Genomic DNA, 12,983 nt, shown 5'->3' on the forward strand with positions numbered 1-12,983 from the left:
GGTGCCGCTCGGCGCGGTCGCCCCGGTCGAGGGGCGCCCCGGCAGCTGGATCGCGGCGGCCGGCACCGGTGTGTGCCTGCTCGAAGCGGACGGGACGACCCGGTGGCACGGCAGGCCGGAGGAGAACGCGACTCCGGCGGCCCGGATGAACGACGGGGTCGCCGACCCGCGAGGCCGGTTCTGGGCGGGCAGCATGGCGTACGACGCGGTGGACGGCGCGGGGTCGCTGTACCGCCTCGACCGCGACGGCACGCTGACCCGGGTCCTGACGGGCGTCACCGTCCCGAACGGGCCCGCGTTCTCCGCCGACGGGACGCTCCTCTTCCTCGCGGACAGCGCGCGCGGCGTCGTCAGGACGTACCCCGTCGACCCGGCCACCGGCGACCTGGGCGAGCCGTCCGTCTTCACGACACTGGAGGCGGGCAGCCCCGACGGCCTGGCCGTGGACCAGGAGGGCGGCCTGTGGACCGCGGTCTGGGGCAGGGGCGCGGTCCACCGCTACCGCCCCGACGGCACGCTCGACCGCGTGGTCCCCGTGCCCGCCGCGCAACCCGCCGGGGTGTGCCTGGGCGGCGACGACGGCCGCACGCTGTACGTCACCAGCGCCCGTACGGGCCTCACCCACCCCACCCCACTCGACGGCGCGGTCTTCGCGCTACGGGTCGAGACCCCGGGCCGCCCGACGCCCCCCTACCGCCCGACGAGCGCCGCATGAACGCTTCCCCCACGAACCCGAGCAAACCGACCGACGCCCGCGCACCTGCTTCCGCCCCCCGGGCGCAGGCGCTCCCCGGCCACGCGCCCGCCCCCGGTGACCGCACGTCCCCACCCCGCCCGTTCGGGCCGGGTCCGGTCGTGTGTGTCGGTGAGACCATGGCCGCCCTGGCGCCCGAACCGGTCGCGCCGCTCGACGGTGCGGACCTCCTGCGTCTCGACATCGCGGGCGCCGAGTCGAACGTCGCCGTCTACCTGGCCGACCATGGCGTGCCCGCCCGCTGGGTGTCGGCCGTCGGTGACGATCCGTTCGGGCGGCGGATACGGCGCCGGGTCGCGGGCTTCGGGGTGGACGTCTCCGGGGTGCGCACCGACCCGGCGCGTCCGACGGGTCTTCTGGTCAAGGACCCGGGAGCGGACGGGACCCGCGTCCACTACTACCGGCGCGGCTCCGCCGCCTCCGCGCTCGGTCCCGAGGTGCTGCGCTCAACGGCCCTCCAAGGAGCGGGACTTGTCCACCTGAGCGGCATCACCCCTGCCCTGTCGGCCAGTTGCCTCGCCCTGGTGGACGCGGCACTCGCGCCGGACCGGCCGTACCCCGTCAGCTTCGACGTCAACCACCGCCCCGCGCTGTGGAACGACCGGCCTGCCCCGGAGATCCTGCTCGCGCTCGCCGACCGCGCCGACCTCGTCCTCGTCGGTCTGGACGAGGCGCAGGCGCTGTGGGGTCCCACCGTTACGGACGCGGCAGCGGTACGCGCGCTGCTGCCGGGCCCGTACACCCTGGTGGTCAAGGACGGTTCCCGCGAGGCCACGGCCTTCCTCGGCCCCGTGCCGTACACCGTGCCCGCCCTGAAGGTCGAGGTCGTCGAACCGGTCGGCGCGGGAGACGCGTTCGCGGCCGGCTTCCTGGCGGGCCTGCGGGACTCGGGCGATCCGGTACGGGCCCTGCGCCTGGGCCACCTCACCGCGGCGTCCGCGCTCCAGGTCTCCTCGGATCACGGGCCTCTGCCGTCCGTGGCCCGGACGCGCCACCTGCTCGGGGCGGACGACGGGACGTGGGCCACGGCAACGCCGTGAAGCTGTATGGCGCGTGACGTGTACCCCGTACCGCGGTATGGCGTCACGCGGTACGGCGGGACGTGTACGCCGTCACGCCGTACGGCCCCGCCGCCCTACTGCGCCGCGACCGTCCCCGTGTCCTGCGCCCGCGCCTCGGGCCCCCACGCGGGGGTCGTGCCCGCCAGCTGGCACACCATCAGATAGAACGGGATCGGCGGGGTGTACGGCGACGGGGAGTCCGGCCAGTGGATCAGCCGGGGATGCTCCGCCGGTACGTTCGTCCCCACCACGTACCGCGCCGGAGCGGGCCACTTCAGATCGAGGTCGGAGCCCGACGGCACGATCCACCACCACCAGTCGGTGTCGGCGAAGACGCAGCCCGTCCTGGGCAGCCGGGCCAGCAGCCGGAAGCCGTGCCGCGCCGGGACGCCCACCGCGTCACAGCCCAGCGAGGCGGGCAGGGCGGCCGGCAGGGCCAACTCCACCCGGCCGCCGGTGTGGTCGGGAAGAAGATGGTCGCCGCGCAGCCCACGGGAGAGCCGGTGCAGCGCCGTCCTCAGCACATCGGCTCCGACGCGCGGCCGGACCAGGCCGGCCGTACCTGGCGTGCCGCGCCGTGCGGCAACTCGGCCCAGACCACCCGCCCAGGACCGTATCCCGACGTGTCGTGGGCCCCCCAGCCCGTACACAGGGAATCGATCAGGAAGAGTCCGCGGCCGCCCTCGTCGTCCGAGTGCGGGTGCATCTGCGGCCCGGTCGGGCCGTACCCCTGGTCCTCCACCGCTATGCGCAGGTGACCCTCGCCCTCCCGTATCTCGCAGACGACGTGGTCCCCGGCGGCGTGCACGACCGCGTTGGTCACCAGCTCGGACACGACGAGGATCGCGGTCTGGCAGGTGTCGTCGTCCATCCCCCAACGGAGGAGTCGCTCAGCGGTCAGTTTCCTGGCCCGGCCCACCGACTCGGCGCGGGCCGGCAATTCGAATCCGTAACGCCGGACAACGTTGCCAGGACGCTGGGTGATGAGCTGGGGGGTGGGCGCGTTACCAGGTGCCACGACCGATTCCTAACGGTGGGGAGCCGGCAGACGCGCACAAGACCTCTCCCGTGGCAAGGCGCGGCGACCGTGTGAACTGGTTCACCCCACCACTGTCCACCCGTGGGAGACACTTGGCAAGTAGCACTCTGAATTTTCCAGAGTGCCGTGTTCTTCGTGCTCCCGGCATGGCAGACTGCTGGCATCCGTGCATGGGGAGGTCCCAAAAGTGAGTGAACCGCGGTCAGCCCCGACCGTGGGTCAGGTCGTCCTCGGCAGACGTCTCCAGGACCTGCGTGAGCGTTCCGGGCTCAAACGCGAGGAAGCCGCCAAGCTTCTGCGCGTCGCCCCGGCGACGATCCGCAGGATGGAGACCGCCGAGGTCACTCTCAAGATCCCCTATGTACAGGTGCTGCTCAAGGCGTACGGAATCAACGACGCGGAGGCCGAGTCCTTCGTCGAGCTCACGGAGGAGGCGAACAAGCCCGGCTGGTGGCAGCGGTTCCACGACATCCTGCCGGACTGGTTCAGCATGTACGTCAGCCTGGAGGGCGCCGCTGCCCTCCTGAGGACGTACGAGCCGCATTTTGTCCCCGGACTGCTCCAGACCGAGGACTACGCACGATCCGTCATGCGGGCAGGCGCCGTGGGGCAGGCGAGGCCCGAGGACATCGAGCGCCACGTGGCGCTCCGCATGGAACGCCAGTCGCTGCTCACCCGTCCCGACGCGCCCAGATTCTGGGTCATCATGGACGAGACGGTGCTGCGGCGCCCGGTGGGCGACAGCCCGGAGATCATGCGGGAGCAGATCGACCGGCTGCTCGACACGTCCGCCCTGCCCAACGTGACCCTCCAGATCGCGGAGTTCTCGAGCGGACACCATCCCGGTACGTACGGGCCGTTCGTGATTTTCCGCTTCGCCGTACCGGAGCTGCCCGACATGGTCTACAGCGAGTACCTGACCGGCGCCGTCTACCTCGACGCGCGACCCGAGGTGGCCACTCACCTGGAGGTCATGGACCGGATGGCGGCGCAGGCCGCCACTGCACCACGCACGAAGGAGATCCTCCGGGATGTCCGCAAGGAGCTGTGAATGGATCCCATATACAACGGCATGCCGGCCGCCGACCTCGGCGCCGAAGGCTGGCACAAGCCGTGGAGCGGCGGCAACGGCGGCAACTGCATCGAGGCCATGAAGCTGGCCGACGGCAGGGTCGCGGTGCGCCAGTCCGCCGACCCTGACGGCCCCGCACTGATCTACACCACCGGAGAGATCGCCGCTTTCATCCAGGGCGCCAAGTCGGGCCAGGCGGATTTCCTGCTCACCTGAACCGCGTTCGTCCACCGTTCCCGTCCAGCCCGCACCATCCGGCCGAAGTCCCCGTTCACGGCCCGGAGTTCCCGCTCACGGACCGAAGTCCCTGCTCACAGACCGCAGTTCCCGCTCACAGACCCTGAGACTCATGGAGCGCACATGACCGGGCACGACGCCATCGACACCACCAGGCCCCACCCGGCCCGGGTGTACGACTGGCTTCTCGGCGGCAAGGACAACTATCCGGTCGACGAGCAGATGGCGCAGCAACTGCTCGCCCTGGACGCGAGAGCGCCGGAGATGGCCCGCGTCAACCGGGCCTTCATGCACCGCGCCACGCGCTGGCTCGGCATGACGGGCGGGGTGCGGCAGTATCTCGACATCGGTACGGGCATCCCGACCGCGCCCAATCTCCACCAGATCGCCCAGGAGGTCGCCCCCGACTCCCGGATCGTCTACACGGACAACGACCCGATCGTCCTCCGGCACGCGGAAGCCCTGCTCCGCAGTACCCCGGAGGGCGTGACGGAGTACGTCCAGGCCGACGCGCGGGAGCCCGGCGCCATCATCGAGGCGGCCGGCAAGAGCCTCGACCTGAGCAAGCCGGTGGCGCTCTCGCTGATCGCGCTGCTCCACTTCATCTCGGACGAGGACGGGGCGCACGACCTGGTACGCGCCCTCCTCGCCCCCCTGGCACCCGGCAGTTACCTGGTCCTGTCCCATGTCACCGGCGACTTCGCGCCGGAGACGTCGGACCGGGCGCGTGCGCTGTACAAGGAGCGGGGCCTCACCCTGGTCCCGCGCACGCGCGACGAGTTCGCGGCCTTCTTCGACGGGCTCGAACTGGTCGGCCCGGGTGTTTCCCTTGCCACGGACTGGCGTCCCGAGCTGGGTGAGGTCATCCCTCTCTCCGGCGACGGACCCATCCCCGGATACGCGGGCGTGGCACGCAAACCGTAAGTGGGTGGGGTACGGGCGGGTGGCGCCGCAGCACTTTTCAGGTGCGCTGCGGCGCCTCGCGCGTCCCCTCCCGTCCGCAGGGGACTGGCGCCGGTCTTGGGGGACCGGCGCCAGTCCCGTCAGTTCTCCCCGGACCCGCCGGGCTCGGCGGTTCCGTCACTTCCGCAGGTACGCCAGCCCGGGATGGACGTCCGTGTAGGCGTCGAGCAGCCGCCGGGCCACGGCGACCGAGTCGACCAGCGGATGCAGCGCGAACGCGCGCACCGCGTCCTCGCGTGACCCGCTCTCCGTGGCCGCCAGCACCGCGCGTTCCACCGCCTTGACCGACGTCACCAGCCCCACCGCGTGGTACGGCAGCGGGTCGACCGACACCGGATGCGCGCCGTTCGCGTCGACCAGGCACGGCACTTCGACGACGGCGTCCGCGTCCAGCACCGACAGGGTGGTGCGGTTGCGGACGTTGAGGATCAGGGTCGCGCTCTCGTTGCGCGCGACGGCCCGCATCAGGGCGAGCGCGACCTGTTCGTACCCGCCCGATCCAAGGTCCTCGTCGTCCCGTTCACCGACCCCGGCGGCATCACGGTTGGCCGCCATGTACGTGGCCTCACGGTCGGCGAGGGTACGGTGCCACGCGCCGAGCGCCGAGCCGTCACCGCCCACCGTGCCGGCGTGGCCCGCCAACTCCGCGTAGAACCCGGCCTGCTGGTCCCGCAGATACGCGCCGCGCGTCCGCTCGGCCCCCTGATAGGCGTGTACGGCCTCACGGTTGAAGTAGTAGTAGTGCAGATACTCGTTCGGGATCGCGCCGACCGACCGCAGCCACTCGGGCCCGAAGAGCTTGCCCTCCTCGAAGGAGCCCAGCAGCTCCGGATCGGCCAGCAGCCGGGGCAGGTGGTCGCGGCCCCCCACCCACAGCCCGCGCAGCCAGCCCAGATGGTTCAGCCCCACGTAGTCGAACCACGCCCGGTCCGGGTCCACCCCGAGCACCCGCGCGACCCGCCGGCCCAGACCGACGGGGGAGTCGCAGATACCGATGACCCGGTCACCGAGCACGCGGGACATCGCCTCCGTCACCAGCCCGGCCGGATTGGTGAAGTTGATGACCCAGGCGTCCGGGGCCAGCGCCGCCACCCGCCGCGCGATGTCCACCGCGACCGGGACGGTCCGCAGCCCGTACGCGATCCCGCCCGCCCCGACCGTCTCCTGACCCAGCACCCCCTCGGCCAGCGCCACCCGCTCGTCGGCCGCGCGCCCCTCCAGACCGCCCACCCGGATGGCGGAGAACACGAAGTCCGTGCCCCGCAGCGCGTCGTCCAGGTCGGTGGTGACGGTGACCTCCGGCGCGTCCGCCACCCCGTCGGCCTGCTCGGCCAGGACCCGCGCGACCGCCCCGAGCCGGGCCGCGTCCACGTCGTACAGCGTGACCCGGTCGACCCGGCCCTCCGCGCGGTCCCGGAGCAGCGCCCCGTACACCAGCGGCACCCGGAAACCGCCCCCGCCCAGAATCGTCAGCCTCATACCCGGTCCGCCTCCACCTCGGTCGCCTGCATGGACCGATCATCCACGACACGGCCCACGCCGCACGCGCCCCTCACCCCGCGTACGGATCCGGCACCTCCCCCTCCCGGGACAGGAAGTCGAAGTCGCAGCCCGTGTCGGCCTGGGTGATGTGGTCGTTGTAGAGCGCCCCGTACCCCCGGCCGTATCGCGGCGGCGGTGCGACCCACTCGGCGCGCCGCCGCGCCAGCTCGTCCTCGGACACCTCCAGCCGCAGCGAGCGGGCCGCCACGTCGAGTGTGATCAGGTCGCCGGTACGGACCAGGGCGAGCGGGCCCCCGACGTACGACTCGGGCGCGATGTGCAGCACGCACGCGCCGTAACTCGTGCCGCTCATGCGGGCGTCGGAGATCCGCACCATGTCCCGCACCCCCTGCTTGAGGAGGTGGTCCGGGATCGGCAGCATGCCGTACTCGGGCATCCCGGGCCCGCCCTTGGGGCCCGCGCCGCGCAGCACCAGCACATGCCCGGCCGTGATGCCGAGCGCGGGATCGTCGATGGTGCGCTGCATCGTGCGGTAGTCGTCGAAGACGATCGCGGGACCGGTGTGGCGGAGCAGGGCCGGATCGGCGGCGATGTGCTTGATCACGGCCCCGTCGGGGCAGAGGTTGCCGCGCAGCACCGCCACCCCGCCCTCGTCCGCGAGGGGTCGGTCACGCGGGCGGATCACCTCCGGGTTGTGGACCACCGCGCCCGCCAACTGCGCGCGCAGGGTGGGGTGGGCCACCGTCGGCCGGTCCAGATGCAGCAGATCCGTCAACTGCCCCAGGAACGCGGGGAGTCCGCCCGCGAAGTGGAAGTCCTCCATCAAGTACCGCCCGCCGGGCCGCAGATCGGCCAGCACCGGGACCGTGCGGGCGATCCGGTCGAAGTCGTCCAGCGTGAGCCGCACCCCGCTGCGCCCGGCCATGGCGATCAGATGGATGACGGCGTTGGTCGAACCGCCCAGCGCCAGCACGGTGGTGACGGCGTCGTCGTACGCCTCCCGCGTCAGCACCCGCGACAGGGTGAGGTCCCGCCCGACGAGGTCCACGATCAGCCGGCCCGACGCGGCGGCCATCCGCTCGTGGCCGGAGTCCACGGCCGGTACGGACGACGCGCCGGGCACGGTCACGCCCAGCGCCTCGGCCGCCGCCGTCAGGGTGGAGGCGGTGCCCATCGTCATGCAGTGGCCGGGGGAGCGCGCCAACCCGCTCTCCAGCTCCGCCAGTTCACGGTCGCCGATGAGACCGGCCCGCCGGTCGTCCCAGTACTTCCACATGTCCGTCCCGGAGCCCAGTACCTGGTCGCGCCAGTGACCCGGCAGCATCGGCCCCGCGGGCACGAACAGGGTCGGCAGATCCACACTGGCCGCACCCATCAGCAGGGCGGGTGTGGTCTTGTCGCAGCCGCCCATCAGGACCGCGCCGTCCACGGGGTACGAGCGCAGCAACTCCTCGGTCTCCAGGGCGAGAAGGTTCCGGTAGAGCATGGGGGTCGGCTTCTGGAACGTCTCCGACAGGGTGGCGACGGGGAACTCCAGCGGGAAGCCACCCGCCTGCCACACCCCCCGCTTCACCGCCTGCGCGCGCTCGCGCAGATGGACATGGCAGGGGTTGATGTCGCTCCAGGTGTTGAGGATCGCGACGACCGGCTTGCCGAGGTGCTCCTCGGGGAGGTAGCCGAGCTGGCGGGTGCGGGCGCGGTGGCTGAACGACCGCAGCCCGTCCGTGCCGTACCACTGATGGCTGCGCAGTTCGTGCGGGGCGACCGGGGTCTCCCGGGCCTTCACGCGTCCCACGTCCTCACGAGCGCCGCGATCTCCGCGCGGGTCCCGGCGGGCAGGGTACTGCTCGGTGGCCGTACGTCACGGCGGCAGAGACCGAGCGCGGCGAGGGCCTCCTTGACGACGGACACGTTGTCGGCGGAGTGCCGCGCGGCGCGCAGCTCCTCGAACGGGCGGATCCGCTCGCAGACCGCCCGCGCGGCCGGGGCGTCACCGGCGCGCAGGGCGGCGAGCAGGGCGAGGGAGAGGTCCGGCGCCACATTGACGAGACCCGAGGTGAAGCCGGTCGCGCCGCCGGCCCAGTAGGCGGGGGCGTACAGCTCGGCCAGCCCGGCGACCCAGACGAAGCGGTCGGGGCCGGTCCCGCCGGTCCCGCCCGTCGTGCCGGTCCCGCCGGTGGCGTCCCGGCCCGCGTCCTGGGCGAAGGCGGCGAAGCGGGTCGCGTCGGGGACCGCGTACTTCACCCCGATGACGTTGGGGCACAGCGCCCCCAGCCGCGCCAGTGCCCCGGCCGTGATCAGCGGGTCGCGGATGTACGGGACGACCCCGAGCCCAGGGACGGCGTCGGCGACGGTCCGCTGGTACGCGACCCAGCCCTCCTGCGAGACGTACGGGTGCACGGGCTGATGCACCATGATCATGGACGCCCCGGTGTCTCCGGCGTGCCGGGCGGCGGCCACCGCCGAGACCAGGTCGTGGCCCACCCCGACGACCACCTCGGCACGGTCACCGACCTCCGCCACGGTCAACTCCACCACCCGCAGGCGCTCTTCGGGGGAGAGGGCGTAGAACTCGCCGGTGTTCCCGTTGGGGGTGACGGTCCGTACCCCCGCGTCCAGCAAGCGGCGCAGCAGCGCGCGGTACGCGATGGTGTCGACGGTTCCGTCGGCGGCGAAAGGGGTCACGGGAATGGCCACGACGTCGGCGAGCGCGGCCCGGACCCGGGAGAAGTCAGTCACGCTTCCTCCTCCGACACCGGAGGCGCCTCCGCCGTCCAGGCCGGGAACGCCCCCCGGACGAAACGGTCGATGTGGCCGTGGAGCGCCCGCGCCGCGCCGTCCGCGTCACCCGCGCGCGCCAGGCGCAGGATGTCGCGGTGCTCGGCCGCCTCGCGCTCCCACGTGGCGTCGGCGGACCAGGCGACCGTGGCCACCAGCGCGGCCTGGTCGCTGACCTCGTCCAGCATCCGCACCAGCAGTGGATTGCCGCACGCGACGTGCAGCGCGCGGTGGAAGTCCCGGTTGGCGAGGGACCGTTCGGCCGCGTCGGCCGCGGCCCCCGCCCGTACCAGCGCGTCCGCCGCCGTGTCGAACGGGGCCGCCGCGACGACGGAGCGCCGCAGCGCCTCCGGCTCCAGCAGCAGCCGTACGTCGTACACCTCACGCGCCATCGCCGCGTCGACCGTACGGACGGTGACGCCTCTGTACTGGCTCATCACCACCAGTCCGCTGCCCGCGAGCGTCTTCAGCGCCTCGCGGACGGGGGTCTTGGAGACGCCGAACCGCGCGGCCAGATCCGCCTCCACGAGCGGCTGCCCCGGTGGCAGCCCGCCGGTCAGGATGTGGTGTCGGACGGCCTCCAGCACGAACTGCGTACGGGAGGGGATCGGGACCGGCGTGAAGACCATGGGCGCTCCTCGCTCAACTCACGGATCATGCTTCATATATGACGTATGAAGTACGACGGAGAGGGAGGCTAGGCCGAGGACGCGGCCGCGTCAATGGCGCCCGGGTCGCGCCCGGGTCGGGCGGGCCGCCCGGGGCGTCAGAGGGCGTGCCCCACCGTCACGTCCACCTGGTCCGGGACCTCCTCGTGCTGGTCGCCCACCGACAGCGTGCCGGTCGGCTCGAACAGCAGCATCGACGCGCCCCGCGGCGAGGACGGCTTGTGCCAGGTGCCGCGCGGGACGACGAACACCGATCCGCGGGCGAGGGTGACGGTCCGCTCGGCGCCGTCCTCGCGCAGGGCGATGAGCAGCTCCCCGTCGAGGACCTGGAAGAACTCGTCGGTGTTCTCGTGCACGTGCCAGACGTGCTCGCCCGCGACCTTCGCGACGCGCACGTCGTAGTCGTTGACGCGCGCGACGATGCGCGGGCTCCAGATGGCGTCGAAGGAGTCGAGGGCGGTGCTCAGTGCGAGCGGTTCGTCGGTCATGGGTCCATCGTCGTTCTGGCGCCGGATGAGCGAAAGTGCTAGGAATCGCACATGGCGCAAGATTTCTCGCATCGGGTGGTCATGATCGTCGCGGAGGGCTCCAACCCGTTCGAGATGGGCGTGGCGACGGAGCTGTTCGGCCTGGCCCGGCCGGAGCTGGACACGGCCTGGTACGACTTCGAGCTGTGCGCGGAGAGCCCGTCGGTCACCATGCACGCCGGGTTCTTCAGGCTCTCGAGGGTGTCGGGGCTTGATGCGGTCGACCGGGCGGACACCGTGATCGTCCCGAACCGCCCGGATCCCGAGAACGACCCCTCCCCGGCGGTCCTGGACGCGGTACGCCGGGCGGCGGCGCGCGGCGCCCGGCTGGCGAGCTTCTGCACGGGTTCCTTCGTCCTGGCGGCGGCGGGGGTGCTGGACGGGCGGCGGGCGACGACCCACTGGCGGTGGGCGGACCTGTTCGCGGAGCGGTTCCCCGCCGTACGGCTCGACCGGGACGTGCTCTTCGTCGACGAGGGGGACGTCGTCACGGCGGCGGGCAGCGCGGCGGCGCTCGACGCGTCCCTCCAGCTGATCCGCCACGACCACGGGGCGCGGACGGCCGTCGCGGTGAGCCGCCGGCTGGTCTTCGCGTTGCACCGCGACGGCGGCCAGCAGCAGTTCGTGGAACAGCCGCTCCCCGAGGTCCCCGACACCTCCCTCTCCCCCCTGCTGACCTGGGCGGCGACCCGCCTGGCCGCCCCGCTCACCACGGCGGACCTGGCGGCCCGCGCGACGATCAGCCAGGCCACCCTGCACCGCCGATTCCGCAGCCAGCTGGGCACGACCCCACTGGCCTGGCTCACCGCGCAGCGGGTGGCGCTGGCCTGCCGCCTGATGGAGGAGGGAGAGGTACGCCTGGACCGGGTGGCCCGCCTGAGCGGCCTGGGCACGGCGGCGAACCTGAGATCCCAGCTGAAGCGCCGTACGGGCCTGCCTCCCACGGCGTACCGCCACCGCTTCGCCGCCATGTGACCGGGGACCGGGCGCACGCGTCCCGGGCGCACGCGCCCGGGCGTGCACGTCCCAGGCAGGCACGCCCGCGAGGCAGAATGGGGACATGGCCCGACGCCCCCACCGCCAGACGCGCCCCGCGCGCACCACGCCCGCCCCCTCCCCGGTCTCGCCCTCGACCGCCTCGCCCTGCCCCTGCGGCCGGCCCGTGTCGTACGGGGAGTGCTGCGGGCGCTACCACGTCGGGCCCGCCACCGCGCCCACGGCCGAGGCGCTGATGCGGTCCCGCTACAGCGCGTTCGTCGTGCTGGACGCGTCGTACCTGCTCAGGACGTGGGATCCGGCCACCCGCCCGAACGGCCTCGAACTGGACCCCACCACCCGCTGGACGGGACTGGACATCCTGGAGACGACGGACGGCACCCCGTTCCACACCACGGGCACGGTCACCTTCCGCGCCTCGTACACCCAGCAGGGCCACCCGGGCGCCCTCCACGAACGCAGCCGCTTCACCCGCCACGACGGCGCCTGGGTGTACGTGGACGGCACGTACCTGGACTAGAGGTCGCCTCCGCCGGACACTGGCGTATGGAATTCCTTGTTTTCATGACCTTGCCCGGCCTGGTCATCCTGCTGACGGTGACGGCCTTCGCCGACCAACTGCTGCTGCGCGTGGGGCGCGCCGGTCTGCTGCCGTGGCGGAACAGCGTCCGGCAGGGGCAGATATCGGCCACCGGATTCGAGCAGCTTCACGCGAGCTTCTCGCCGGGCAAGCAGAGCGAGTTGAAGGAGCGCCGGTCGGCGCTCATTCTGCGGGACGACGAGGAGGACGGGGCGCCGCCGAACCGGACCACGGTGGATCTGGACGGAAGGACCGCCGTCATCCGCCTGCCTCGGGCCGGGCGGTAGGTTCTCCGTACGGCCCTGTGCCCGAGGCTTCTTGACGCAGCGTCACAAACCGCCGCCCCTCGGCCGTCCACTGTTCGGCGGGGACCCAGCCGGTGGTAAGGGCCCGGCGCACCAGCGCCCGCGCCCCGACCCGGGACCAGTGGAACGCCTCTCCCGGCGCGCCGTTGCCGTTGTCCACCCGCACCCGCACCCGCTCGTCGAGATCCGGGTCGACCCCGGTGGGCGCGGTCTCCACGATCAGCGAGCCGCCCGGTCCGACGATCCCCGCCAGTCGCCGCAGCAGCGCCGACGGGTCGCCGCCGATGCCGATGTTGCCGTCGATCAGCAGCGCCGTGTCCCAACCGCCCTCGCGGGGCAGCGGATCGAAGACCGACCTGAGCAGCGCGCTGCCGCCCCCGCGCACGGTGTGCGCCACGGCCGCCGGGCTGATGTCGATGCCGAGCGCGGTACGGCCCCGCGCGGCGAGCGCCGCGACCAGCCGGCCGGGGCCGCAGCCGATGTCGAGGACGGTGCCCCGG

16 protein-coding genes are annotated in these 12,983 nt (G+C 72.7%); 8 read left to right on the forward strand and 8 right to left on the reverse strand.

Features of this window, described 5'->3' with window-relative positions; genetic code table 11:
• Together GT042_RS34100 and GT042_RS34105 are read left to right on the forward strand one after the other, a co-directional pair.
• Positions 1 to 715: SMP-30/gluconolactonase/LRE family protein (locus GT042_RS34100; protein ID WP_161312559.1), on the forward strand; the 715-nt coding region annotated here is incomplete at its 5' end.
• The gene (locus GT042_RS34105; protein WP_161312560.1) at positions 712 to 1,794 is read left to right on the forward strand and encodes a sugar kinase; all 1,083 of its coding nucleotides are present in this window, start codon (positions 712 to 714) and stop codon (positions 1,792 to 1,794) included. The genes GT042_RS34100 and GT042_RS34105, both read left to right, overlap by 4 nt.
• Before the next feature lie 95 nt (positions 1,795 to 1,889).
• Here GT042_RS34105 and GT042_RS34110 read toward each other — a convergent pair whose 3' ends face one another.
• Together GT042_RS34110 and GT042_RS34115 are read right to left on the reverse strand one after the other, a co-directional pair.
• Positions 1,890 to 2,303 (reverse strand): hypothetical protein, encoded by a 414-nt coding sequence (locus tag GT042_RS34110; protein ID WP_237531471.1) that lies wholly within the window; start codon positions 2,301 to 2,303, stop codon positions 1,890 to 1,892.
• A 29-nt stretch (positions 2,304 to 2,332) separates the two neighbouring features.
• Positions 2,333 to 2,833, reverse strand: coding sequence for an ATP-binding protein (locus GT042_RS34115; RefSeq protein ID WP_161312561.1), 501 nt, complete (start codon positions 2,831 to 2,833; stop codon positions 2,333 to 2,335).
• Between the two features lie 208 nt (positions 2,834 to 3,041).
• Between GT042_RS34115 and GT042_RS34120 the strand changes: the two genes are divergently transcribed.
• From GT042_RS34120 to GT042_RS34130, 3 genes are all read left to right on the forward strand, one after another.
• Positions 3,042 to 3,905, forward strand: a complete 864-nt coding sequence (locus GT042_RS34120; protein WP_161312562.1) for a helix-turn-helix transcriptional regulator — start codon at positions 3,042 to 3,044, stop codon at positions 3,903 to 3,905.
• Positions 3,906 to 4,142, forward strand: coding sequence for a DUF397 domain-containing protein (locus GT042_RS34125; RefSeq protein ID WP_161312563.1), 237 nt, complete (start codon positions 3,906 to 3,908; stop codon positions 4,140 to 4,142). It begins immediately after the preceding gene.
• Positions 4,143 to 4,286: 144 nt separating this feature from the next.
• Complete coding sequence (locus tag GT042_RS34130) at positions 4,287 to 5,087, forward strand: SAM-dependent methyltransferase (protein ID WP_161312564.1); 801 nt, start codon at positions 4,287 to 4,289, stop codon at positions 5,085 to 5,087.
• A 156-nt stretch (positions 5,088 to 5,243) separates the two neighbouring features.
• Here the strand turns inward: GT042_RS34130 and GT042_RS34135 are convergent, their stop codons facing one another.
• The 5 genes from GT042_RS34135 to GT042_RS34155 all read right to left on the reverse strand — a co-directional run bounded on the left by GT042_RS34135 (position 5,244) and on the right by GT042_RS34155 (position 10,563).
• Positions 5,244 to 6,605, reverse strand: coding sequence for a 6-phospho-beta-glucosidase (locus GT042_RS34135; protein WP_161312565.1), 1,362 nt, complete (start codon positions 6,603 to 6,605; stop codon positions 5,244 to 5,246).
• 73 nt (positions 6,606 to 6,678) lie between these two features.
• A complete protein-coding gene (gene araD / locus GT042_RS34140; RefSeq protein WP_161312566.1) occupies positions 6,679 to 8,415 on the reverse strand; it encodes an L-arabinonate dehydratase in 1,737 nt (578 codons plus the stop codon).
• A complete protein-coding gene (locus tag GT042_RS34145) occupies positions 8,412 to 9,368 on the reverse strand; it encodes a dihydrodipicolinate synthase family protein (protein WP_345944024.1) in 957 nt (318 codons plus the stop codon). Before GT042_RS34145 ends, araD begins: the two co-directional genes overlap by 4 nt.
• Positions 9,365 to 10,036, reverse strand: a complete 672-nt coding sequence (locus GT042_RS34150; protein ID WP_161312567.1) for a GntR family transcriptional regulator — start codon at positions 10,034 to 10,036, stop codon at positions 9,365 to 9,367. The genes GT042_RS34145 and GT042_RS34150 overlap by 4 nt, the downstream gene beginning before the upstream one ends.
• Positions 10,037 to 10,173: 137 nt before the next feature.
• Positions 10,174 to 10,563, reverse strand: a complete 390-nt coding sequence (locus GT042_RS34155; protein WP_161312568.1) for a cupin domain-containing protein — start codon at positions 10,561 to 10,563, stop codon at positions 10,174 to 10,176.
• A gap of 51 nt (positions 10,564 to 10,614) precedes the next feature.
• On the opposite strand from GT042_RS34155, the gene GT042_RS34160 reads away from it, so the two are divergent.
• The 3 genes from GT042_RS34160 to GT042_RS34170 all read left to right on the forward strand — a co-directional run bounded on the left by GT042_RS34160 (position 10,615) and on the right by GT042_RS34170 (position 12,465).
• Positions 10,615 to 11,577, forward strand: a complete 963-nt coding sequence (locus tag GT042_RS34160; RefSeq protein ID WP_161312569.1) for a helix-turn-helix domain-containing protein — start codon at positions 10,615 to 10,617, stop codon at positions 11,575 to 11,577.
• Between the two features lie 85 nt (positions 11,578 to 11,662).
• A complete protein-coding gene (locus tag GT042_RS34165; protein ID WP_161312570.1) occupies positions 11,663 to 12,118 on the forward strand; it encodes a YchJ family protein in 456 nt (151 codons plus the stop codon).
• A gap of 26 nt (positions 12,119 to 12,144) precedes the next feature.
• Positions 12,145 to 12,465 (forward strand): DUF6191 domain-containing protein, encoded by a 321-nt coding sequence (locus GT042_RS34170; protein WP_161312571.1) that lies wholly within the window; start codon positions 12,145 to 12,147, stop codon positions 12,463 to 12,465.
• Here the strand turns inward: GT042_RS34170 and GT042_RS34175 are convergent.
• A partial coding sequence (locus GT042_RS34175) for a methyltransferase domain-containing protein (protein ID WP_161312572.1) occupies positions 12,437 to 12,983 on the reverse strand: 547 nt, incomplete at its 5' end. The genes GT042_RS34170 and GT042_RS34175 overlap by 29 nt on opposite strands.

The sequence above is a fragment of the Streptomyces sp. SID3212 genome, from assembly GCF_009865405.1.
Taxonomy (GTDB): domain Bacteria; phylum Actinomycetota; class Actinomycetes; order Streptomycetales; family Streptomycetaceae; genus Streptomyces.